The sequence below is a fragment of the Uliginosibacterium sediminicola genome (genome assembly GCF_039631295.1).
In the GTDB taxonomy this organism is placed as follows: domain Bacteria; phylum Pseudomonadota; class Gammaproteobacteria; order Burkholderiales; family Rhodocyclaceae; genus Viridibacterium; species Viridibacterium sediminicola.
The window spans coordinates 468,514-491,993 of the sequence record NZ_JBDIVE010000001.1; the positions used below are offsets into that span (position 1 = coordinate 468,514).

The window sequence follows — 23,480 nt, forward strand, 5'->3', positions numbered from 1 at the left end:
TGCAATACCTGCGTAACCTGAGCGGCGGAAAATTGGGCGATACCATTGCCCCTCCGCACAGCCATGCTACGTACAAGTATTCCGGCGCGCACAGCGCGCCTGCTCCTCTCCCTCAGCTTCCTTGCCGTACTCGCCGCCTGTAGCGGCAATTCTGCCGACACCACAACAGCCAGCGCACCTGCAGCCACGACCAGCGGCACGGTTGTCGGCAGCTACTTCCAGAATGCCCGCGTCTGTCTGGACAGCAATAACAACGGCGTCTGTGACAGCGGCGAAGTCAGCACACGCAGTGACAATGCCGGCAAGTACACGCTCAGCGGCAGTGGCGCGGTGGTTGCCGAGATCGGCACGGATGCACGCGAATACGAGCCCAGCACCGGCATCAGCATACCCGTCAGCAGCAAGATCGTGCTGCGTGCGCCCGCCACTGCGCCGCAAATCATCAGCCTGCATTCGACCGCCGTGGTCGCCGAGATGGAGCGCAACAGCCTGAGCTACAGCGCTGCGCTGCAGAAGGTCGCGCTCGCTGTCGGCGTCCCGGCCAGCAAGCTGCTCAGTGACTTCAATAGCGAGTCCGACAGCAGCATCAAAGCCGCACTCAAGGAAGCCTCGGACGACGGCCTCAAGCGCATCGCCGCCAATCTGGCCGCCGGCAGCAGCGTGATCGACGCGACCGATACCGCCGCGCAGGTCGACCGTTACTACCAGACCAAGGCGCCCTATCGCCCGCAGCAGGACATCAGCAGCTACGAAGCCGCGCCCAGCGGCTACAGCCCGATCTTCACGCAGATGATCGCGCGCCACGGCTCGCGTGGCTTGTCCAGCCTGAAATATGATCTGGCGGTCTACAACATGTGGAAGCAGGCGCAGACCGACGGCGCACTGACCACGCTCGGTGCCAAGCTCGGCCCCGACGTGCTGAGCATCATGAAAGCCAACTTCCTGCTCGGCTATGGCGTCAGCGGCATCAGCACGCCGGGCTATGGCAATGAAACCCAGGTCGGCATCAAGGAACACACCCAGCTGGCCGTGCGTGCCCTGCAGCGCAATGCAGCGTACTGGTCGGGTGTGGCCAGCTCCGCGTCCAGCTCGGCACGCCAGATCGTCACCGTGACTTCGGGTGTGGATCGCGCTGTCGATAGCGGCAACTTCTTCATCCAGTCGCTCAAGGCAACACAGCCGGCGCTCGGCAGCCTCGTCTACTACCCGCCGGCGCCCTCGCCTTACCCGGACACCGGCACGGCAGTCGCCCAGGCGGCCGGCACCAATCGCTTCCTGCTCTACTTCCACAAGCTGGTCAAAGCCACTGACCGGGTCAGCGTGACGACCGACCCGCTCTACCAGACCTATCAGGACAGCCAGAGCTACCAGAGCTACAAGTCCAGCGATGCCGATCTGCTGGCCAAGCAGGCCGCCATCCTGAGCACGGCCAAGGCCAAGGCCGCCGGCCGTGCCGTGTTGGAGCGCCTGTTTACCAGCGCCTTTGTCGACAAGATCGAGAACGGCACTTACAGCTTCAGCAATACCGGCAGCTTCACCTACAGCAGCAGCGACGGCAAGTTCAGCAGCACGCTCAGCGGTGACGGCAAGACGGTGATCAACTCGGCCGCCAGCGCCGGCTCCCTGCTCTACGAACTGTATGTCATCGCGCCGGCCATGCGCAGCGAAGCGGGCGTCGACTTCACGCCCTACATGCCGATCGAGCAAGCCAAGTTCTTCGCCTTCACCAACGATGCCTCCGACTTCTACGACAAGGGTCCGGGCATGACGGAGAAAGGCAGCGTCACCTACAAGATGGCGCAGGTGCTGGTCGACGACATGTTCAACGAGGTCGATGCGATCGCCAAGGGCGATCTCTCGCACGCTGCCAAGTTCCGCTTCGCGCATGCCGAGATCATGATTCCCTTCGCCTCGATCATGGAACTCAAGGGCGTGCTGCAGCAAGTGCCCAAGGCCTCCGACTACAGCTACGAGACCAATACCTGGCGCGGCGAATACGTCTCGCGCATGGCCGCCAATATGCAGTGGGATGTCTATCGCAACGCCAGCGGCAAGCTGATCGTCAAGATGCTCTACGACGAGAAGGAAACCGACTTCAAGGCCGCCTGCGACAGCGCCAAGCTCGCCGGCACCCAGCATTTCTATGAGTACGACAAGCTGATGAGCTGCTACGGCCACGTCGCCAAGTAAGCCCGCCTCCACGCGGCCCGCAGCCTCGGCGCTGCGGGCCGCGCTCACTTGGGCGTGCGCCCGCGTCCCTCGGGCGGCGCCGGCAGCAGACGCTGCACCAGCGGATGCATCACGTGCTTGTCGGCGCTGATGCCGTAGAAGTACTCCTCCACCCCCGTGCAAGTTCCGACCCAGCGCACGCCGTAGCGGCTGAGCAGCTCGTCATGCACCATCTCGGCGGCGGGAAACACGCCCATGCCATTGGCGCCGAAGGTTTTCAGCAGCGCGCTGTCTTCAAACTCGCCCACTACATGCGGACGAATGCCCTGCCGCTCGAACCACTGATCGAGCCGCAAGCGCAGCGCGGCCTGCGCGCTGGGTAGCAGCACCGCGACCTTGGCCAGCGACTGCGGGAATCCCTCGCAAGCGGCGGCAAACAGATTGTCCGGCGCATACCAGGCCACCGCGGAATGCCCCAGGGCATGACCGTAGAGTTTGAGATTGCGATTGGGCGGCGCCGGCCGGTCGGTGATCACCAGATCGAGCCGGTGCAGGGCCAGATCGGCCAGCAATTCGTCGAAGGCATTTTGCTGGCAGCGCAGCTGCAGATTTGGCGTCTGCAAGACGCTTTGCATCAACCGATGCACGACCAGCTTGGGCAGGCTGTCCGAGATGCCCACCGCCAGCCGCATCGACGGCGCGGTGCCGGCATTGCGCACGATGTCCGGCAAGGCCTCACCCAGCTGGAAGATTTGCTCGGCCTGCTGCAACGCAGCCTGCCCGGCCTCGGTCAGCGCCAGCTTGCGGCCGGCCGGCTTGAACAGCGCAAAACCCAGCTCGCGCTCCAGCTCCTTGACCTGGGTGCTCACCGTCTGCACCGCCATGCCCAGGCGCTCGGCGCCGCGCGCCACGCCACCCTCCTTGGCAACCACCCAGAAGTAGTACAGATGACGGTAATTGAAGTCGCGGCTCATGCTTCGTATTTACAGAAGTAACTGTTCAATATTGTCTGCTTTTACAGAAGCTTCGCAAAGCCTAAATTGCACACCATGAACAGCCGCGCCCGCACCGGGCGGGCATCACAATGAATCGGGGCGCCTCACCATGCAAAGCATTCTGGATCCATCCATCCTGTTCTTCGTGTTCGGCATCTGTGCCGGCTTCGTCCGCTCCAACCTCGAGATTCCGCCGCAGATCTCGCGCTTCCTGTCGCTCTACCTGCTGATGGCGCTGGGCCTCAAGGGCGGCTTTGCGCTGGCCAAGTCCGGGCTCACCGCAGACATCGCACTCACCCTCGGCTTCGCCTTGCTGCTGGCCCTGCTGGTGCCCGCCCTCGGCTACCTGCTGCTCAAGCGCTTTCTCTCCGGCTACGACGCCGCTGCCATCGCGGCGACCTACGGCTCGGTCAGCGCAGTGAGCTTCATCACCACGATCCAGTTTCTCGACAATGCCGGCATCGCTTTCGGCGGACACATGGCCGCCGCGATGGCCTTGATGGAATCGCCGGCGATCCTGATGGCAGTCCTGCTGGCCAACCTGGTGCGGCGCGGCGACGGTACCGCCAATGCCAGCAACACCCACTCGCTGCGCGCCGTGCTGCACGAATCCTTCACCGACGGTGCGCAACTGCTGCTGCTCGGCTCGATGCTGGTCGGCATCGTCAGCGGCGCGACTGGCGAAGTGGCGATGCACCCCTTCTCGGTCGATCTGTTCAAAGGCATGCTGGCCTTCTTCCTGCTCGACATGGGCCTGCTGGCCTCGCGCAGCATGGGCCAGCTGCGTGGCAAGTCGCCCTGGCTGCTGGCCTACGCGCTGGGCGCCCCCCTGGTCCATGCCAGCCTGGCGCTGGGCCTGGCAGTGCTCGGCGGGCTGTCGGTGGGCAATACCACCCTGCTGATGGTGCTGGCCGCCAGCGCGTCCTACATCGCGGTGCCGGCGGTGGTGCGCGAGGCGATTCCGGAAGCCAATCCCTCGCTGTACTTCAGCATGTCGCTGGGGCTGACCTTCCCGTTCAACATCCTGATCGGCATCCCGCTCTACGCCTCGATTGCGCAGAGCGTGCTCGGTCGCTAGCGATCAAGCACCAGCCGCGGGCCCTGGCAGCGCGAGACGCAGGGCAGCATGATCTTGCCGCCGGCCCGCTCCTCATCGCTCAGATAGGCATCGAGATGTTCGGGCTGGCCTTCGATGACATCGCTGAGGCAGGCGCCGCAAACGCCCTGCTCGCAGCTGGTCGGAATATCGACGCCACACTCACGTGCGACCTGGATGATGGGCACGCCAGAGGGCACATCGGCTTCGACGCCGCTGCGTGCGAAAACGATGTGAAAGCGGCCATCGCCGCTGCCTGGGGCAGCCGGCGCAGCGGCAAAGCGCTCACTGCGCAGCTGTTCGGCGGGCACGCCGGCTGCGCTCAGCGCCGCCTCCACCGCGGCCATGAACGGCGCCGGGCCGCAGGTATAAAAAGTCGTCCGCGAGTCATCAGCATGCGGGCGGATGATCTCGGCCAGCGCCTCCGCCGTCTGCGCCGGCTCGAAGCCGCTGTAGAGCCGCGCTTCGACGCCGAGCTGATCGACAAAGGCCGCCTGCGCCGCGCTGCGCACGAAGTAATGCAGCTCGCACGCTGCCATGCCGCGCAGTGCATTGAACATCGCGTAGAGCGGTGTGATGCCGATGCCGCCGGCCAGCAGCACATGGCGCTGCGCGCTGGCATCGAGTTCGAACAGCGTACGCGGCGCGCTGATCTGCAGCGTGTCGCCGACGCGCAAGGCGTGCATGGCGCGGGAGCCGCCGCGTGACTGCGGCTCCAGCTTGACGGCGATGCGGTAGCCGTTGCGCTCGCGCAGGTGATTGCACAGCGAATAAGCGCGCTGCAGCCCCGCCACGCCGACCATCACATGCGCACCCGGCGACCAGGCCGGCAAGCTTGAACCATCGGTGCTGACCAGCTCGAAGCTGCGGATGTCCTCGGCCTCGATACGGATGCTGCGGATTTTCACCGTGATCATCTCTGGGCTCATGCCGCCTCCGCGCGGGCAATCAGCGCACGCGTCGCCACGCGCGCCTGCGCGGCGAGCTCGACCATATCCAGATCGGGTATCGCGCCCTCGCGCACGATCTCGCGTCCGCCCACCAGCAGGCTGCGCAGATGCGCGCTGCCGCCGCAGGCCACCGGCGCAATGGCGACATCGTGCAGACCGAAGTAGCGCGGATTGCGACTCAGGTCGTAGATCGCAATATCCGCCGCCTGGCCCAGCTGCAGGCTGCCGATGTCGGGCAGGCCGAGCACCGCCGCGCCACCCGCCGTGCCCCAGCGCACCACATCTTCGACGCTGGCCCAGTCGGCGCCCTGTTCGCCAAGGCCGCCGCGATACTGGGCGAGCGCTGCTTCACCGCCCTTGGCGCGCTGCATCAGCCAGGCGGCGTGGGTTTCCGAGATCATGTCGGCCGCTTCATTGGAAGCCGCGCCGTCCACGCCAATCGAAATCGGCACGCCGGCCGCCTCCAGCGCGCGCACCGGCGCAATGCCGCTACCCAGGCGACCATTGCTTTGCGGACAGTGGGCGATGCCGGTACGCGTCTGGCCGAGCAAGGCGATTTCATCGGCATCGAGTTTGACCAGATGCGCAAACCAGACGTCATCACCGAGCCAGCCGATGCTCTCGCAGAAACGCACCGGGCTGAGGCCGTGCATGGCTTGCGTGCTGTCCTGATAGCCCACCGTTTCGGAGAGATGCGAATGCAGGCGCAGACCCAGCCGGCGCGCCAGTGCGGCGGCTTCGCGCAATTCCTCTGGACGCATCGAATACGGCGGCGTGGTCGGCGCCATCACCACACGGCGCATGGCGTCCGGCGCCGGATCGTGGAACTGCCTGGCCAGGCGCTCCATGTCCGTCATGTAGGCGTGCATCGATTCCGGGCGCAGCGCTTGCGGCAACTCGGCTTCGAGCTGCCGCGTCAGCGTCGCGCCGCCACGACACAGCACGAAGCGCAGGCCAAGCTTTTCCGCCTCTTCAAACAGGATCGCCGAGCTGTCGTAGTCCTGACCGGGGTAATACAGATAGTTGTGATCGGCCACCGTGGCGCAACCGGAGAGCGCCAGTTCGATCAAGCCGATGCGCGCCGCGAGGCGGAAGCTGCCGGCATCGAAGCCAGCGCGGAAGCGATACGGTGTGGCCGCCAGCCAGGGCGTCAGCGTCGCGTTGATGCCTTGCGGCTCTCCCTTGAGCAGCGCCTGGAACAGGTGGTGATGGGTATTGACCCAGGCCGGGTAGATCACGCAGTCGGTGGCGTCGAGCACGCGTTCGCCCGCTTGCGCGGTGAGGCGGCCGATGGCGGCGATGCGCCCCTCGACAATGCGGATATCGGGGCCAGGGTGACGCGCCGCCTCGCCGGCAAGGCCGGTGAGGATGGCAGCGGCGTTCTGGATAAGTAGAGTGGTCATGTGGTCTTCAATTTTTTGTTGCGAACGAAGCGCTTGGCAAGCGCGGTGCTGCACTCAGCATCGCCCCTCTCCCGCCCTCCGGGCACCCTCCCCCGAGGGGGAGGGAACAGCTAAGCCTGAGTGCGGAGCTTGCCGTCCCTCTCCGTGAGGAGAGGGTGGCCGTAAGGCCGGGTGAGGCGGAATCGCTCAACGTGGACTGGCGCGTGATCAAGCCAATTCGCTTTCGTGCCAATGCCGCAAACTCAGGCGCGTCAGCCAGGCCATGCAGCTGAACAGGCCGACACCGGTGGCGGCAATCAACAGCAGTGCGGCGAACATCAGCGGGATGTTGAGCTGGAAGCCCGCTTGCAGGATCTGGTAGGCCAGGCCCGCGCCGGTGCCGCCCGTGCCAGCCACGAACTCGGCCACCACTGCACCGATCAGCGCCAGCCCGCAGGAGATGCGCAGCCCGCCGAAGAAGTACGGCAATGCACTTGGAATGCGCAGGCGCACCAGGGTTTGCCAGCGCGTGGCGCGGTTGAGCTTGAACAGATTGAGCAGGCCCGGATTGACGCTGCGCAGGCCCAGCACCGTGTTGGAGATGATCGGGAACAAGGCCACCAGGGTCGCGCAGACGACCAGGGCGGGCGTCGGTGATTTGACCCAGATGATGATCAGCGGCGCGATGGCCACCACCGGCGTCACCTGCAGCAAGATGGCATACGGGAACAGGCTGGCCTCGATGATGCGACTTTGCACCAGCAGAAAAGCAATCATCACCCCTAGCAGCACCGCACACAGAAATGCCAGCAGGGTGATCTTCAGCGTCACCAGCAAGGCGCCAAACAGCGAACCGAAATTGGCGACCAGGGTCTGCACGATGTTGAGCGGCGTCGGCACCAGGTAAGCCGGCACCTTGAAGGCCACGCAGATCAGCTGCCAGCTGCCCAGCAAGACGATGCCTACCAAGAGCGGCGCGACGATGCGCACCACGCGCGGGTCCTTGAGCAGTTCTTTTCTCATCACAGCCTCCTCAATCGTGTTCCACATTGGCGCGTGTCAGCAGATCCGACAGCACCTGGCAGTAGTGCAGGAACTCCGGCGAAACGCGGAAGCTCTCATCGCGCACCGCCGGCCCCTGGATATCCACCTCGCCGATCACCCGACCGGGTCGCGCGCCCATCACTACCACCTTGCTCGACAGGAACACCGCCTCGTAGATGCTGTGGGTGACGAAGACCACGGTCAGGTCGCGACTCGCCCACAGCGCGCGCAAGTCGGCATCAAGCTTGTTGCGCGTGAATTCGTCGAGGGCGCCGAAGGGCTCGTCCATCAGCAGCAGATTGGGGTCCATCGCCAGCGCACGCGCAATCGACACGCGCATCTGCATGCCGCCCGAGAGCTCACGCGGGTAGGACTTGTGGAACTTCGACAAGCCCACCAGTTCGAGTGCCTGGGCCACCCGCGCTTCACGCTTCTCCGCGCCGGCTTTGCACAGGTCCAGCGGCAGGCGCACATTGCTGGCCACATCCGCCCAGGGCATCAGCGTCGCTTCCTGGAACACCATCGCCATGCTGCGATCCTGCCGGTAGTCGGGCATGCGCGGCTCGTTCCACCAGCGCAGGTGGCCAGCGCTGGGTGTCTCCAGCCCGGCAAACATGCGCAGCAAGGTGCTCTTGCCGCAGCCCGAGGGACCGAGCAGCGACACAAACTCGCCGCGCTGGATGCGCAGGCGCACATCGTCCAGCGCATGCGTGCCATTGGGGTAGGTCTTGTCGACGCGATTGGCAAACAGCACGGTATCCGCATCGGGACTGATCGTGCTCTCCACAGACTCGATTTCCTGATATTGCATGAGCATGTTCACCTCTGGTCAGCGACGGAACACTTCGACTTCGCCGTGCGCAGTCAATAGATCCATCAGCTGCTTGCGGATCATCAGGCCTGGCTTGTCGGACGGCATGTGGAATTCGACGCGGCGACGTGTATCGATGCAGGCGTCGGGGTCGGTGGCTTCGAGGATCTCGCGGTCCTCGGCGGTGATCGCCTCGTCCCAGTCGATCAGCTCCTGCGTGCTGCAAGCTTCTTCGCTGTCGTTGCGGTAGAGCCATTGCACGAGAATCATGTTCTCGTCGTCAATCGGCGTCGCGCAGTTGTAGATGATGTGGTCAATGCCGCTGGCCGGATAGGTGCAGCCAAAGCGCCGGCAGAACGGCAGGTAGTAGCGGTTGATGAGGTGACGATGGGTAATCGGCTCGGTCGTGCCAGTGACGCGGAAGCTCGCCTCCGGATTGCGGATCGGCACCGTGGTTTCGGCCTCGAAACCGTAATCGGTGTCACGGAACTCGTAAGGCGCAGGCGTCGGCTGATCGAGAATGCCGAAGTTGGCCTTGTGAACGAAGGAGAAGTGCGAGTTGTCGAAGCTGTTCTCCATCATGCGCACGGGGCTGGTCTTCCACTGCTGGTAGAACTGGAAGATGCGCCGGTAGCCGGGCGCGCCGTCTTCAGGAAAGTGTGGAATGTCGCGCAGCGGCTCTTCGAGCGCCACCCAGACGTAACCGTATTGTTCCTTGCAGTGAAAGGCCTTGACCTTGGCACCCGGCGGAATCGCCGTCCCCGGACTCTGCGGAATCTTCACGCAAGCGCCGGAGCAATCGTAAGTCCAGCCGTGGTAACCGCAAACGATATTGCCGTCTTCGACGAAGCCTTTGGAGAGCTGCGCCGTGCGATGGCAACAGCGATCTTGCAGCGCGGCAGGCGTGCCGTCAGCCTGCTTCCAGAGCACCAGCTTTTCGCCGAGCAAGGTGAAAGGTTTGGGGCCGTCGTCGAGTGATGTCATCGGCATCAGCGCGTACCAGAAACGACGCAGGACGGGTTGTTGTGTAACCAGCATGTTGGGAACTCCTCTTTCTACTTCACCAGCCGGCGTGCCAATACGGTCGCCTTCGCCGGTTCGGGCACTGAAGTCTCAGCGCCGCAGTTTCGTTACTCCCCTCTCCCGCATGCGGGAGAGGGTGGCCGCTAGGCCGGGAGAGGGCTGCGTTGGATCGCGATCACGCGATGCACTTCGCTCTCGCCATGCTCCTTCAACAGCGCCAGCAAGCGCCGACGCATGATCAGGCCCGGCTGATCCGCCGCCATGTTCTGCTCGACACGGCGCGTCACATCCACCGGCGCATCGGGATCGACGGTTTCGAGAATCTCCTTATCTTCCGCAATCACGCGCAAATCCCATTCGTTGAGTTCCGCCGCCGAGCAATCAGCCTCGCTGTCATTGCGGTAGAGCCATTGCAGGATCTGGATGTGCTCATCGTCAATCGGCGTGGCGCAGGTGATGATGTTGTGCTGCAAGCCATTCGGATACTCCAGCCCCAGCTTGCGGTTGAACGGCAAATGCCATTGATTGCGGAAATGGCGGCGCGTGGTCGGCTCAGTGGTGCCGGTGATACGCTGCGAGGCCGGCGGATTGTTGATCACCAGATGCGTCTCCGCCTCGAAGCCATAGTCGGTTTCGCGCAGCTCGAAGAACTCCGGCTTCTGCGCCTTGAACTGACCAAAAGTGCCCTTGTGCACGAAGGCGAAGTGCGCGGCGTCGAAGGAGTTCTCCATCAAGCGCAGGGCGCCGGTATTCCAGCGCACATCGAACTGCTGCACGCAGCGATAGGCCGCGTCATCGTGCTCGGGGATGTCGAAGATCGGCTTGAGCGGATCTTCCAGCGCGACCCACACATAGCCGTATTTCTCCTGGCAGTGATAGGCCTGCACACGTGCGCCGGACGGAATCGCCGTATCCGGACTTTGCGGAATCTTGACGCAGGCGCCCGTGCAATCGTATTGCCAGCCGTGATAGCCACAGGCGATGTTGTCGCCATCGACAAAGCCCTTGGAGAGCTTGGCTGTACGATGGCAGCAGCGGTCGCGTACCGCTGCGGGGCTGCCATCGCTTTTCTGCCAGATCACGATTTGCTCGCCGAGCAGGGTGAAAGGCTGCGGACCGCTGGCAATTTTCGCCATGGGCATCACGGCGTACCAGAAGCGGCGCAGAACAGATTGCTGTGTGACCAGCATGATGTACTCCCCAACTACGTCCGCCACAGCGGACGTCTGCAGCCGGCGTGCCAACACGGTCGCCTTCGCTGCGGCGGTGCGCGCCCGGCGCACCGTCTTGCTCGCGCTAGGCCGCCGCGGCCTCGCGTGTCTTGCGATACATCAGGTCGAAATGCTCACCTGCCGTGCGCGCCGGGATCACCGGCCGGCCAGGCGCGGGCAGGAACTCGGGCAGGCATTCGATACGCGCGTAGTAATTGAGATCCTGAAAGAACGGTACCGAGTAACGATGCCGATCCGGCGAACGATTGAGCACGCGGTGCGCATTGGAGTGATACGCCCCATTGGTCCACACCGGCATCATGTCGCCCAGATTGACGATGAAGGCGCCCCGCATGGGTTCGGCGAGCAACCACTCGCCGCTGGCCGCCTGCACTTCGAGGCCACCGGTATCGTCCTGCAGCAGGATCGTGAAAGTGCCCCAGTCGGTATGCGCGCCACAGCCGATCTGGTTGTCACGCGCCCTGGCCGGCTGCGGCGGATAGTGCAGGAAGCGCAAGCTCGCCATCGGATCGATCAGCAGATCGGCAAAGTGCTGTTCATCCATGCCGGCAGCGACGGCAAAGATCGCCATCAGGGTTTCGGACAGATCCGACACGGCTTGCCGATACGCTTCGCACACCGAGCGAAAACCTGGCAGGCGGAGCTCATCAGGCCAGACATTGCCGCCGTAGTTGGGCAGGCGGGCGCGCACCAGCGGATGATCGTCCGCCATCGGCGCGCCCATCAGGAAGGACTCCTTGATGTCCGGCGGCGAATCAACATCCAGCGCCTGCGCGCCCAGCGGCTCGTAGCCGCGCCGCGCTTCGTTGACGCCGAGACTGCGCTTGTACGCATCAGGCATATCAAAGAAGCGCTGCGCCTGCTGCAAGGCGCTATCCAGCTGCGCCTGCGGCACGCCATGGCCGACCAGGTAGAAGAAGCCGATCTCGCGACAGATGCGATCGAAACGCTGCGCAACGCCCGCCTTGTCGCTGCCGTCGAGCCAGGGGCCGATGTCCAGCACCGGCGTCAGGCTGCGCTGGGGCGCAATGTACTGAACCATGATGAGTCTCCGTCAAACCACTACGCTCAAGGAGCGATCTTCAGGTCTTTGACGAACTGCGTCGTGTAAGCCTTCTTCCATTCCGTTTCGGGCTTGAGCAGGCCGGCCGAAACCATGAACTTGTAGGTCTGCTCCCAGCGCGCATCGGTCATGATGCCGGCACCGAGCTTGGCGGCGTCGCCGCCGTCGAAGACATGCAGTTCCTTCATGCGCTTGACGCCGAAGGCGATCTGCTCGTCATCCATCTTGGGGTTGTCTTTCTTGATCAGCTCGTTGCCGGCCGTCGGGTCGGCAAGGTAGCTCTTCCAGCCCTCAATCGAGGCCTTCACAAAGCGCGCGACAACATCAGGTTTCTCGGCCACCGTCTTCTGCATCGTCACGATGGTCGTGCCATAGGGCGGGTAGCCTTCATCAGCGAACAGGAAGAAGTTCACCTTGACGCCGTTCTTCATCGCCTGGAAGGGCTCGGACGAGGGATAAGCTTGCTGCACAACATTGGTGTCTGCAAAGAAGGGCTGCAGGTTGAAGGTGTAGGCACGCACCTGGGCATCGGTATAACCATACTTGGCCTTCACCCAGGGCAGCCAGGTCGCATGCGCGGTGCTGGCGGCGAGAATCGTCTTGCCCTTCAGATCGGCAAGACTCTTCACGCCCTCGTGCGTCATCATGCCTTGCAGGTCCTTCTGGAAGGAGGTGGCGACGGTGGTGACCGGAATGCCTTTCTCGACCGAGCTGAGCACCTGCAGGTCGTAACCCATGATGAAGTCAGCCTGCCCTGCCGTCAGCAGCTGCATGCCATTGACTTGCGGCCCACCCATCTTGACCGTGACATCCAGGCCGTACTTCTTGTAGATGCCCTTGGCGACGGCTTGATAGAAGCCACCGTGCTCGGCCTGCGCGTACCAGGAGGTGAGAAAGGTGATTTTTTCCTGAGCGGCCACCGGGCCGGCCAGACAGGCAAGTGCTACGGTACCCAGAATGAGTTTCAGGCTGTTCTTGATGCTGCGTGACATGTCGGTTCTCCGTTGAGAAGTTTTGCAAGCTTTACCTTGCAGGGAACCGGAACACGCAGGGGGTTTGTCGCAGAAGTCTTGTGTTGCTCTTGTGGCACATCAAGCCCAGCCCCCGTTGTGTTCCGTAACGAACACAAGCGCTCTTGCGAGCACACAGCGCACGGTTTCCCTAGCGCTGCCGGAGCAATGACCCGTTGCAATGAATTGGCTTCACCGCAATTGCCAGCTTCTACTCCACGGTGAATACATAGCAACGCACGTGCCAACTACACACGCCATTGGCGTGCATTGATGAAAATCAAATGTTTACAATTTTCTGGCTGTCGAGCGACGCATTGCTGTGCCGCCCTCAGTGCATCTTTGTGATGCAGGCTGCGCGATGGCGATGCATCGCTGCGTGCAAACTGACTACACTGGCCGCATTCTCCATACCCTGCGCCGACACCATGGATGTGAATTTTGCCGAGCTGAGCGAGTACCAGCGCTACAAACTGATGGCCAGCCTGATCGTGCCGCGACCGATTGCATTGGTCACCAGCCTCAACGCGGAAGGCGTGATCAATGCAGCACCTTTCAGCATGTTCAACATGCTTGGCGAAGAGCCGCCACTACTGATGATCAGCGTCAATCGCAAACATGATGGCGGACTCAAGGACACCGCCAACAACATCCTGCGCTCGGGCGAGTTCGTCGTACATATTGCGGACGAGGCGATTGCCGAGAAGATGCACCGCTGTGGCGACGCCCTGCCCTCGGAGATCAGCGAATTGGGCCACGCCGGCTTCAGCGCTGTCCCCTCAAGCGCCGTCGCGCCACCACGCATCGCGGAAGCGCCGGTCGCCTTTGAATGCCGGCTGTGGAAGCTGCTGGAGACAGAAAGCCGCCAAATCTTTATCGGTGAAGTGCTATGGCTGCATGCACGTGAGGGGCTGATCGACAGCGAAACCTGGCGTGTTCGCCTGCAAGACTTCTTCCCCGTTGGTCGATTCGGCGCCAGCTTTTATACAGGCACGCGTGACCGCTTTGTGATTGGCGACGAGAGCGGCACGGCCCGCACGACGCCCATCGACGAAATCTAGATCGCACAACACTCGGGCAAAAAAAAGCGACCTCAACCGAGGTCGCCTTTCTACAGCAGATTCGCGAACTGCTTAGAAGTGGTACTCAGCGCGAATCATCGGCGTCTTGGCCAGAGCGCCGGAATCACCAGGCGCCTTGTGGTCATTGCCGAACTTGTTGTTCCAGTACTGGTACTCGAAGCCCACGCGCAGCGTGTTCTTGGGCAGGCCGGTAATCGGTGCGACGTCGTACATGATCTGCGCATCGATATTGGTTTCCGGACGGGTACCACCGCCGAACTCGTTCTTGCCCTTGCTGGCGATGAAGTTCATGAAGCCTTCAAACGACAGTGCCACCGGACCGACGCTGAACGGGATACCCCAGGCGGCATTGAGCATCGGGTGCACATCGTAGGAGTAGCGAGAGGTCTGCACACCGCTGAACTTGTTGTACGGCGCGTTGCTCTCCCACAGTGCCAGCACGCTGACATTCAGGAAGCCGGGCACCTTGACCATCACCGTCGGACCCGCGACGAGCATACGCTTCTTGGAGTTATAGCCAGCATCGACCTTGCTGTTGGCATCAAAACCCACCGTTGCACCGAAGCTGCTGAACGGACCAAAAGCCAGACTCTTGCCTGCGACCTTGGAGAAATCGATGGTGTTGCGATAGACCGCATAGAATTCCTGCGCGCCAGATCCACTAGCAGGCGCCGAAGGATCCTTGCTGTCAGAGATCAGCAGGTCGATGTTGAAGAAGTTGCTGCCGTACTTGTAGCCACTGACGTGACCGAAATTGATGATGCTCTTGGAAATGTCCCGAGCACCGAACGGTTCGGCGAACTTGCTGCCGTAGCGATAGCCGATATAAGTGTCGCTCCAGTCGGCGGACTGGGCCACCAGGGGACACAGCGCCATCAGGCATGCCACCGCAAGACTCTTCGTTTTAAATTCGCTCATGACCAAAAACCCCCTTAATCCATTCAATCGCGCCGGCGAATTCCGGCTTGCGAACTGATTCTAGGGAGACTGACCCAAGGGACTGGCAATATCACTTATGTCTCATCACACATGACGTAAGTGCTCGCTTACGAATACGCAGAACGCGCACAAAATGTGAGCAAAACAAGCTTTCCCGGCAAGCCCGAAATTTCGCCAGAACCTTGACAGGCGCGCCTCTGCGGCCATTACCCGAAGGCATGCACAAAAAGACCGCCTGGCATGTGCGCTATTGGTGCCTGCGCGCGAGACGCCAACAATGAACACTATCAGTCTTGCGATATGGCCTTGTTGCAACAAGCACACACCCTCCGCTCACAAAGCGCCTCCAAGTCAGCCACATTGCGCATCGGTGGCTAGCATCAAACGTGAGAATATAACCAAGGCATAAACCTAGTAGCGCGCAATCTGCCAGCGTCAATGTCAGGCTGCGCGCCTTCCTGCGTGCGACAGCTCAGCTTCAGAGGAAGATACCGCCGGACACCTCGATACGCTGTCCGTTGACCCAGCGATTGTCCTCAGACAGCAGCGCCGAAATCGCACCGCCAATGTCATCCGGCAAGCCAACCCTGCCCAGTGCGGTGAGTGAAGCAATCATGCTGTTCATCTGTGCGTTGTCTCGCACCTGACCGCCACCAAAATCGGTTTCGATCGCGCCCGGCGCCACAACGTTAACGGTAATACCACGCGCACCCAGTTCTTTAGCCATGTAATGCGACAGCACTTCAATCGCGCCCTTCATTGACGCATAGGCTGCAAAGCCGGGGAAGGCAAAGCGTGTCAGCCCGCTGGAAATATTGACGATACGTCCGCCATCCGCGATCAGGGGCAGCAGCGCCTGCGTCAGGAAAAAAGTGCCTTTGAGGTGGATGTTCACCAGCTCGTCAAATTGCGCTTCAGTCGTGTCTGCAATGCCTCCGTAGATGCCAATGCCTGCGTTGTTGACCAGATGGTCAAATTTTTCACGCTGCCAATGCGTTGCGAGCGCTGCTTGCACTTGCGCCGCGAAATCGCCAAAGCTCTTGCTGTTTCCCACGTCCAGTTGCAAAGCGAGCGCCTTGCCACCCAGCGCGGCGATTTCAGTCACAACAGCCTCGGCCTCGGCCTGCTGGCTTCGGTACGTGATGATCACGTCGACGCCCTTACGCGCCAGATGCAATGCAGTGTTCTTGCCTAAGCCACGGCTGCCGCCCGTAACGATTGCAATTTTTTTCGTGGTGATTTGCTGCGTCGTGCTGGTGCTCATGTTCAGCTCCTGGAAATGAACTCGTGGCGCAGTCTGACTGCGAGGTGAGTCCATTCTATTGAGCAACAAAATCGCGATAAACAGCCAATTCTTGGCTACACTGTTTTCAAATACTGAACAGTAGAGGCGATATGAACCGCATCGAGGCCATGCAGATCTACCTGCGCGTCGCAGAATTAGCCAGCTTCACACAAGCCGCGGATAGCATGGGCCTGCCTAAAGCCAGCGTCTCGATGGCGATACAACAACTTGAAGGTGAGTTAGGTACGCGACTGCTGCATCGCACGACACGGCGTGTGCAGATGACGCAGGACGGACAGGTGTTCTATGAACGCAGCAAGGACTTGCTGGCAGACATGGATGAGCTGCAAGGCTTGTTCCGCGACGAGCAGGCCTCGCTCAAGGGGCGCTTGCGCGTCGATATGCCCATCGCTGTCGCGCGCGACATCGTGATCCCGCAGTTGCCGGAATTCCTGCACGCACACCCTGAACTTGAAATCGAGTTGTCGAGCACAGACCGCCGCGTCGACCTCGTGCGCGAAGGATTCGACTGCGTATTGCGTGTCGGCGCCCTGGGTGACTCCAGTCTCGTCGCGCGTCCGCTCGGTCACTACCAACTGTGCAACTACGCCAGCCCGGCCTACCTCGCCCGTTTCGGTACACCGCTGAGCCCCGACGATCTCAAGAACCACCGCTTGATCCACTATGTCACCACACTCGGCGCGCGCGACCCCGGCTTCGAATACGTTGATCCCTCGGACGCCAAGCGCAGCGTCTTCCTGGCCATGCCCGGAGCACTGACGGTCAATAACTCTGATGCATATTATGGCGCCTGCATTGCGGGACTCGGCATCATTCAAACACCAACGCTCGCCACCAGCGCAGCGTGGGCCCGTGGTGAGCTGATCGACATACTGCCCGACTATCGTGCTGCACCCATGCCCGTCTCGCTGCTCTACGCCAACCGCCGCCACCTGCCCAAGCGCGTACAAGCTTTCATGAACTGGTTGTCAGCCTTGATGCAAGCGCATTTGCAGAGCTAGCCCTCGCTCATCGGCACATGACAATCGCCGCAGCTGAGCGAGACCTCCGGCCCCGTCCAGGCGCGCGCCTTGCACTGCGGGCAGACCTGGCGGATGCGCAGCTTCTCGGCGCTCGGCGGGCGCGGCGCCGGGGCCGCCACCGGCAGCGGTACGCCGGCGGTTGCGGCGCGCTCGACCGGGATCGCATCGACCACATCGCTGACAAAGGCCTGCCCGCTACTCACCAGTTCGGCGCGCTTGCTGGCCATCACCTCCGGCGCCACCGGCAGACGACTATCGAGCCAGGGCAGGCGGATGCCCAGGGTTTTCAGTTCGGCACAGGCACGCAGGAAAGGGCCGTCGGGAATGATGAAGTCATTCATGCTGCGGCCGGTGCGCTTGCCGCCGGGCAGGCCGGTGTCGCTGGGCATCAGACCCAGCGCTTCCATCTTGTCGGCCCATTCCTTGTTGTGCGGCATCGACGCCGAGGGCGTGCCAAAGTGGTTCTGCCAGTGATGCACCATCTCGTGCACCACGGTCGCCATCACTTCTTCGATGGATTGCAGGGCGAAATAGCCGGGGTTGATGCCCAGCTCGTCGATGTGCTGGCCCTCGGCGCTGACGAAGCGGTCTTTCTGCATGTAGCCGTAGGTGCGGCTGGCTGAGCGCAAGGTGATCAGGCATTGCGGCAACTTGCCATCGAACAGTGTGCGATTGAAGTGATCGAAGGCGGTTTGCAGCGCGGAGTAGAGTTCAAGCGTAGGCGTCATGCTGCGATTATCCCGCAAGCTGGCCGCAACCGGCAGCACCCGTCGCAGCACCCGACGCAGCACCTGGCTGCACGCAGAAAAAAGGGCAGGCTTTCGCCTGCCCCGCGCCTTTTTACTGCGTACTGCTCGTTCAGGCGGGCGCTGCGTGCCCGCCGTGTTCCACTTCTGCGGCCGGACTGGCCGAGACTGCCGCGAACTTCGCGCAACCCGCCAGCACACCGGCAACCACCAGATAACTCAAGGCCATCACCGGGCTTTGCGCCACACCAATGGCTTCGCCATGCATGAAACCGAAGAAGGTCAGTAGCGCCGCAGCCAGTGCAAAGCCCGCCGCCTTCATGAAATTGCGGTCGATGACGCAGACGCCGATGGCACCGAGCATCAGGCCGCCGAGAATGGCGCCACCGCCCATCACTTCGAGGCCGTGGTAGAGCACGCCGACTTGCCCCAGCTTGTCCAGACCCACCGCGGCAGCATTGGTTCCGGCTGCGCCCAGTGCATTGTCGATCATCAGCTTGCCCCAGGCTGCCAGGTGCGGGGTCAGCGCCAGGATGATCGCCGGTGCGTGGCTCTTAGGCGTTTCCTGGAAGGCTTGCGCGCCGATCAGCATGCCGATGTAGAGCAGGATCGGCGAGATGGCGACCACCGGAATCAGCGCCATCATCAGCGCGATGATGCCGAACCAGGCCAGCAGGATGACCACCACGCCCGTCGCGGCGGAATAGCCGATACGCCCGCCCATCGCCTTCCATCCTGGATGCCCGATGTACACCGCATTGATGAAGGGATTGCCCATGCAGCAGCCGATCAGGCTGATCACGCCATCGGCGCTCAGCACGCGGGTGGTCGGGAAACTGTCACCGGCGACGGCGGCGGATTCCACATTGTCCATTGCCTCCACCAGATCGTAGATGCCGAAAGGAATCGCGGTGACGAGGATCACGCCAAGGAACTCGAAGCCCGAGAACACATGACCGATGGCCGGCAGCGGCACCGAGAAGCCGAAGCTCGAAAATGCTTGCACGACATTGCCGCTGCTCATGCCGCCGTAGTTGAGGCCGAGCGCCGTCGAACCCCAGGCGATCAGGCTGCCGACAGCAATCGCCACCAGCCCTGCAGGAATGCCTTTGTAATAGCGCACCCCACCGAACCAGCTGATCACGATGATCGCGAAGCAGACGATGCCGATCAGCGGGGTGATGAACATCTCCTCCGCCGGCCGCATCGAGATGAAGGCAATCGACACACCGGCCAGCGTGCCCAGCAGCGCTGCACGCGGCGTGATCTTGCGGATCAGCGGGGCAACGAAGCCGCCCAGCATCAGCACGAAGCTCTGCACGAAAACCCAGGTCAGGCCGGCTTCCCAGCCCTTGACCGGGTCACCCGTCTTGAGCGCAATCGGCAACATGATCACGAAGACCACCACGAACATATGCGGCACGCTGATGCCCGAGGGCAACGCACAGATGTCGCTGCGCCCGGTCTTCTTCGCCAGCTGGTAGGCGAGATAGGCGTAGTAGAAAGTGGACAGGCACATCATCAGGCCCACGGCGGGCAGGATGCGGCCAAAGACGATGTCATCGGGCATTTTCAGCACGAAGCGCAACAGGCCGGTGAGCACCAGCATGTTGACCAGGATATTGGTGCCAAAGCCAAACAGCGCGTTCCAGTCCCCAGGCGTCCATAGCTTGGGTTTAAACATTGCATCACTCATCGCAGCTCTCCCTGTTGAAGCCCCCGCATCTGGCGTGCGGATGCCCGTGTTGATCCCTGTCCTCAGCCCAGCGCGGCGCAAATCCTCCCGGCGTCCGACACCCAGCCAAAGATCCCGCCCTGCGCACTGATCATGCGCAGGCCCATCTCATGAAACTCCGGAAAGTAGGAGGCGCAGCAGTCGCCCGGCACGATGCAGCGATAGCCGCGGTCATTCGCCTCGCGCACCGTGGTGTGCACGCAGACTTCGGTGGTGACGCCGCAGACGATCAGCGCTTCGATGTCGCGATTGCGCAGGATGTTGAGCAGGTCGGTGGCGTAGAAAGCGCCCTTGCCCGGCTTGTCGATGACCGGCTCGCCAGGCAGTGGATAGAGTTCGGGGATGATGTCCTGACCCGGCTCGCCACGGATCAGGATGCGGCCCATCGGCCCGCTGTCGCCGATGCGCTTGCTCGGCGCGCCGCGTTCGATCTTGGCGCGCGGCGCATCCGCCAGATCCGGACGATGCCCTTCACGGGTATGGATGACCAGCATCTGCCGACGCCGTGCGGCATCCAGCAGCGCCTTGATCGGCTCGACAGCTGCCTGCAGCAGGGACACATCATTGCCCAGCGACTCGCCAAAGCCACCCGGCAGCAGGAAATCGCGCTGCATGTCGATCACGATCAGCGCAGTGCGAGCGGGGTCGACGCTTATCGGATCCGGCTTGGCGTCGATCAAAACAGTGGCCATCAAGCTCTCCAGCATTGCGGCAAAACACCGCCGGAGAGATCAAAGCAAATCTCGAACCACTTGCATACAAGAATGTCGACAAGCCAGCACAGGCCGCGCCACCCGCCGTGTAGCGCCCTGCGCGTCGGCTTTTTTAGCGGCAGCGGACACGCTGTCGACTGCTCAGCGCTGGTGCGGCGAGCCTGCCGCTGCACGAAAGCGGCACATGCCGCCGGCAGGGTTCAGGCGGCGTAGCCGAGCACGGCGAAGAAATGGCAGGCCGTACCAGCGATCACAAAGCAATGCCAGATGGCGTGGGCGTAGCGGATGCGTGAATCGAGCACGAAGAACACCACGCCGGCCGAATACGCCAGCCCACCAGCCACCAGCAGGGCAATGCCCGGCATGGCGACATGGCGTACCAGCGGCACCGCCGCGATCAGCACCAACCAGCCCATGGCCAGATAAAGCCCGGTCGACAGCCACTGGCTGCCCAGGCGATTGAAGGCCTTGAGGGTGATGCCGAATACCGCCAGCGCCCAGACGATGCCGAACAGGGTCCAGCCCCAGGGGCCACCCAGCGCGCCCAGCGCAAAAGGCGTGTAGCTGCCGGCGATGAAGATGTAGATCGCGCCATGATCGAGCTTCATGAACACGCGCTTGGCGCGACCGGCGGGCAGGGCGTGATAGATCGTCGAGCTGGTGTAGAGCAGCAGCATGCTGGCGGCGAACACGCAGGCACCGACGATATTGGCCGCACTCAAGGCGCTGCTCGCCACAATCAGGAAGGGCACGGCAATCAGCGCGGCGAGCAGGCCGAGCCCGTGACTGACGCTATTGGCGATCTCCTCGCCCAGGGTCTGGCTGCGTTCGATCATCGGCAACATCTCCTTCTCCGCTGCAAAGCCGGTTCGACCCCGGCGCGGCCGGCAACGTTCCGCAGCCGTGCGCGCGCCACGCTCAATACGCAGGAATGTGGGCCAGCGGATCGAGCGTCACTTCGTCGCAGTTGTCCCCGGGCCCGCTGCGGTCGAGCACCAGAAAATCACTGACCGCCTGCAAGGCCAGCAAGGGATGATGCCAGGTGCCCGGCGCATAGTTCACGCCCTGCCCTGCCTCGGCGAGGAAGCAGCGCAAGGTATGCGCGGTCGGCGCCTCACCCGGCGGCGCCACCACCACCAGATAAGGCCGAGCGCCCAGCGGCATGAAGGCCTGCGAAGCACGCGGATGGCGCTCCATCATGCTCACCGTAAAGGGCAGCGCACGCGGCAGGCCACGGAAGATGCTGACGATGACACGCCCGTCCGCGCCCGGCTCCAGCCGCGCCAGATCGTGGAAACGCTCGGTGTTGCCGCCATTGATGGTGAAGTGGCGCACTGCATCGCTGGCTTCGATGACGTCGCCAAAAGGCGCGAAGGCCTCTGCCGTGAGGACTTCGACGGCAAGCTCGACACTCATCTCAGCTCCCGGCAACCTTGCCAAAGAGGCGCAGTCGGCTGACCCCGCCGTCCGGGAAGATGTTGAAGCGCACGTGCGTCACCGGCCCCAGCGCAGCGAGCTGGTCGAAGCTGAGGATGGCATCGGCGGCAAGCTTTTGCGACGGCAGCAGCTCGGGCCAGAACATGCTCTGGGTGATCAGCGACTGCTCGGTGCCACCGTTCATACGCGCTGCCTGCAGCGAGCAGGCGTCGGGGAAATTGCCCTTGAAGAAAGCCGTGTCGACTTCGACACGCTCGATCACGCCCGGCGCGGCCAGCGCGATGATGCACCAGTCGTTGCCCGGCTCACGGCGGCGGCGGGTCTCCCAGCCATCACCCATGTTGACGCCACGCCCCGGCAGCAGCAGGGTGCCGGCCAGGCCGAAGTGTTCATTGTTGGCAGCGACCACGTAGGCGCCGTTGATGGCGGCCGCCAGATCCAGCTCGGCCCCGGCAATCGTCGTATCGCTGCTCGGCCGGCCATGCACGCGCAGACGAGCCACGCCGCCATCGGGATAGATCGACAGACGCACATGGGTCCAGGTTTCGGTGCTGGAGACCGCGTGATAGTGGTGCGCATTGCCATTGAGGCTCACCGCCGGCAACAGCGGCGTCCAACGCGCCTCGGCGCCCGGCACATCCTTGGTGCTGTGGCAGGCTTCGAGCGAAGCGCCCGGCGGGTAGTTGCCGGTGAAGTGGCGGGTATCGATGTCCACGCCGAAGATGCGTCCCGGGCGGGCCAGCTTGACCACGCACCAGTCGTTGCCGGGGCCGCGCTTGCGGCGCGACTCCCAGCCATCCATCCACTTGCCGTGGTCGTCGTACTTGCCGACGATGAACACCGGTTCCTCCGGCGAGAGCAGACGATCCTTGGGGGCAAAGAACTCGTCGCTAGCCTCCACCGCACGCGCGCCCAGGCGCGGATCGGCAAGATTGGTATAGCGACGGGTGAAATCAGGGGCGTTGGGGTCGAGAGCGACAACGGCCATTTTATGTACTCCTAGCTGGCAATGGGTGGAGCATAGCGCGGCAGGCCGCCGGCGTGCGCAATGAGTGATATGCCCCAATCCGTATTGTCAGCGCGCGCAAAACACTGCGCACTTCATATTTCTTTACACAGCCGAAAAACGCCGGCAAGCCACAGCGCCCAAGATGGACAGCATGCCAATCCAGGCTGAGCAAGGAATGCATGATGAGCGAACAGCACACACCGCCCGCTACGCCCATAACCGAGCAGCCCGAACGCACCCCCGGCACGCGGCGCTGCCGTCGCGGCCCGCGCCGCTGGATCAAGCTGGGTTTGATCCTGGCACTGATCGGCGGCCTCGCACTGTGGCATCAGCAGACGCATCGCGGGCACTTCTTTGCCCACGCAGCCAGTACGCCCGCGGCCCTGCAGGCACAGCTCGAAGACTTCAGCACTCGCGCACTCGACACGGTGGACGCCAGCCCCGCGCAGCGCGTGCAGGTCGGCGGCATCACCCGCAACATGCTCGAAGAGCTGCAACCGCTGATCGCCGCCCACCGCGCCGCGCAAGCTTCGCTGGTAGCCGCGTTGGGCGCTGAACACATCGACCCCGCCTTGCTTGAACAACTGCGCAGCCAGATGATGCAGCAAGCCGACGCCGGCTCACGCAGCCTCACGCGCAGCCTCGGCGAGCTGGGTCAGGTGCTGAGTGCCGCCCAGCGTCGCGAACTGCTCGCCCACTGGCGCGCGGACTGAGCC

22 protein-coding genes are annotated in these 23,480 nt (G+C 62.8%); 5 read left to right on the forward strand and 17 right to left on the reverse strand.

What is annotated here, in order from left to right; all coding sequences use genetic code 11:
- The first annotated feature begins 63 nt into the window (after positions 1-63).
- The gene (locus ABDB84_RS02210; protein ID WP_345918041.1) at positions 64-2,190 is read left to right on the forward strand and encodes a hypothetical protein; all 2,127 of its coding nucleotides are present in this window, start codon (positions 64-66) and stop codon (positions 2,188-2,190) included.
- Positions 2,191-2,234: 44 nt separating this feature from the next.
- Here ABDB84_RS02210 and ABDB84_RS02215 read toward each other — a convergent pair whose 3' ends face one another.
- Positions 2,235-3,143, reverse strand: a complete 909-nt coding sequence (locus tag ABDB84_RS02215; RefSeq protein ID WP_345918042.1) for a LysR family transcriptional regulator — start codon at positions 3,141-3,143, stop codon at positions 2,235-2,237.
- A 130-nt stretch (positions 3,144-3,273) separates the two neighbouring features.
- Between ABDB84_RS02215 and ABDB84_RS02220 the strand changes: the two genes are divergently transcribed.
- The gene (locus ABDB84_RS02220) at positions 3,274-4,242 is read left to right on the forward strand and encodes a sodium-dependent bicarbonate transport family permease (protein WP_345918043.1); all 969 of its coding nucleotides are present in this window, start codon (positions 3,274-3,276) and stop codon (positions 4,240-4,242) included.
- Here the strand turns inward: ABDB84_RS02220 and ABDB84_RS02225 are convergent.
- The 8 genes from ABDB84_RS02225 to ABDB84_RS02260 form a co-directional block, all read right to left on the reverse strand.
- Entirely contained in the window at positions 4,239-5,189 is a 951-nt protein-coding gene (locus ABDB84_RS02225) for a PDR/VanB family oxidoreductase (protein ID WP_345918044.1), read from the reverse strand. The two genes, ABDB84_RS02220 and ABDB84_RS02225, sit on opposite strands and share 4 nt — an antisense overlap.
- Positions 5,186-6,613 (reverse strand): amidohydrolase family protein, encoded by a 1,428-nt coding sequence (locus ABDB84_RS02230; protein ID WP_345918045.1) that lies wholly within the window; start codon positions 6,611-6,613, stop codon positions 5,186-5,188. Before ABDB84_RS02230 ends, ABDB84_RS02225 begins: the two co-directional genes overlap by 4 nt.
- 207 nt (positions 6,614-6,820) lie before the next feature.
- Positions 6,821-7,615: an ABC transporter permease gene (locus ABDB84_RS02235; protein WP_345918046.1), complete on the reverse strand. Its 795-nt coding sequence runs from the start codon at positions 7,613-7,615 to the stop codon at positions 6,821-6,823.
- A gap of 10 nt (positions 7,616-7,625) precedes the next feature.
- Positions 7,626-8,453, reverse strand: coding sequence for an ABC transporter ATP-binding protein (locus ABDB84_RS02240; protein ID WP_345918047.1), 828 nt, complete (start codon positions 8,451-8,453; stop codon positions 7,626-7,628).
- Between the two features lie 12 nt (positions 8,454-8,465).
- Entirely contained in the window at positions 8,466-9,485 is a 1,020-nt protein-coding gene (locus ABDB84_RS02245) for an aromatic ring-hydroxylating dioxygenase subunit alpha (protein WP_345918048.1), read from the reverse strand.
- Between the two features lie 128 nt (positions 9,486-9,613).
- Positions 9,614-10,660, reverse strand: a complete 1,047-nt coding sequence (locus tag ABDB84_RS02250; RefSeq protein WP_345918049.1) for an aromatic ring-hydroxylating dioxygenase subunit alpha — start codon at positions 10,658-10,660, stop codon at positions 9,614-9,616.
- Positions 10,661-10,766: 106 nt separating this feature from the next.
- The gene (locus ABDB84_RS02255) at positions 10,767-11,744 is read right to left on the reverse strand and encodes an isopenicillin N synthase family dioxygenase (RefSeq protein ID WP_345918050.1); all 978 of its coding nucleotides are present in this window, start codon (positions 11,742-11,744) and stop codon (positions 10,767-10,769) included.
- Positions 11,745-11,770: 26 nt separating this feature from the next.
- Positions 11,771-12,757, reverse strand: a complete 987-nt coding sequence (locus ABDB84_RS02260; RefSeq protein WP_345918051.1) for an ABC transporter substrate-binding protein — start codon at positions 12,755-12,757, stop codon at positions 11,771-11,773.
- Between the two features lie 446 nt (positions 12,758-13,203).
- Here ABDB84_RS02260 and ABDB84_RS02265 point away from each other — a divergent pair, with 446 nt between their 5' ends.
- Positions 13,204-13,836 carry a flavin reductase family protein gene (locus ABDB84_RS02265; protein ID WP_345918052.1) on the forward strand — a complete coding sequence of 211 codons (633 nt, stop codon included), beginning with the start codon at positions 13,204-13,206 and terminating at the stop codon, positions 13,834-13,836.
- A gap of 72 nt (positions 13,837-13,908) precedes the next feature.
- Here the strand turns inward: ABDB84_RS02265 and ABDB84_RS02270 are convergent, their stop codons facing one another.
- On the reverse strand, positions 13,909-14,775 hold the full coding sequence (locus ABDB84_RS02270; protein ID WP_345918053.1) for a hypothetical protein: 867 nt from the start codon (positions 14,773-14,775) through the stop codon (positions 13,909-13,911).
- A gap of 499 nt (positions 14,776-15,274) precedes the next feature.
- Positions 15,275-16,060, reverse strand: coding sequence for an SDR family NAD(P)-dependent oxidoreductase (locus ABDB84_RS02275; RefSeq protein WP_345918054.1), 786 nt, complete (start codon positions 16,058-16,060; stop codon positions 15,275-15,277).
- Positions 16,061-16,191: 131 nt separating this feature from the next.
- Here ABDB84_RS02275 and ABDB84_RS02280 point away from each other — a divergent pair, with 131 nt between their 5' ends.
- Complete coding sequence (locus ABDB84_RS02280; protein ID WP_345918055.1) at positions 16,192-17,103, forward strand: LysR family transcriptional regulator; 912 nt, start codon at positions 16,192-16,194, stop codon at positions 17,101-17,103.
- Here the strand turns inward: ABDB84_RS02280 and ABDB84_RS02285 are convergent.
- The 6 genes from ABDB84_RS02285 to alc form a co-directional block, all read right to left on the reverse strand.
- Positions 17,100-17,852 (reverse strand): SprT-like domain-containing protein, encoded by a 753-nt coding sequence (locus ABDB84_RS02285; RefSeq protein WP_345918056.1) that lies wholly within the window; start codon positions 17,850-17,852, stop codon positions 17,100-17,102. The two genes, ABDB84_RS02280 and ABDB84_RS02285, sit on opposite strands and share 4 nt — an antisense overlap.
- A 130-nt stretch (positions 17,853-17,982) precedes the next feature.
- Positions 17,983-19,554, reverse strand: coding sequence for a hypothetical protein (locus ABDB84_RS02290; RefSeq protein WP_345918057.1), 1,572 nt, complete (start codon positions 19,552-19,554; stop codon positions 17,983-17,985).
- 74 nt (positions 19,555-19,628) lie between these two features.
- The gene (locus ABDB84_RS02295) at positions 19,629-20,297 is read right to left on the reverse strand and encodes a cysteine hydrolase family protein (RefSeq protein WP_345918058.1); all 669 of its coding nucleotides are present in this window, start codon (positions 20,295-20,297) and stop codon (positions 19,629-19,631) included.
- 221 nt (positions 20,298-20,518) lie between these two features.
- Positions 20,519-21,154 carry a PAQR family membrane homeostasis protein TrhA gene (trhA, locus tag ABDB84_RS02300; RefSeq protein WP_345918059.1) on the reverse strand — a complete coding sequence of 212 codons (636 nt, stop codon included), beginning with the start codon at positions 21,152-21,154 and terminating at the stop codon, positions 20,519-20,521.
- 82 nt (positions 21,155-21,236) lie between these two features.
- Entirely contained in the window at positions 21,237-21,734 is a 498-nt protein-coding gene (locus ABDB84_RS02305; protein ID WP_345918060.1) for an ureidoglycolate lyase, read from the reverse strand.
- Between the two features lies 1 nt (position 21,735).
- Positions 21,736-22,743, reverse strand: coding sequence for an allantoicase (alc, locus tag ABDB84_RS02310; RefSeq protein ID WP_345918061.1), 1,008 nt, complete (start codon positions 22,741-22,743; stop codon positions 21,736-21,738).
- Positions 22,744-22,943: 200 nt separating this feature from the next.
- Between alc and ABDB84_RS02315 the strand changes: the two genes are divergently transcribed.
- Positions 22,944-23,477 carry a hypothetical protein gene (locus ABDB84_RS02315; protein WP_345918062.1) on the forward strand — a complete coding sequence of 178 codons (534 nt, stop codon included), beginning with the start codon at positions 22,944-22,946 and terminating at the stop codon, positions 23,475-23,477.
- Positions 23,478-23,480: the final 3 nt, after the last annotated feature.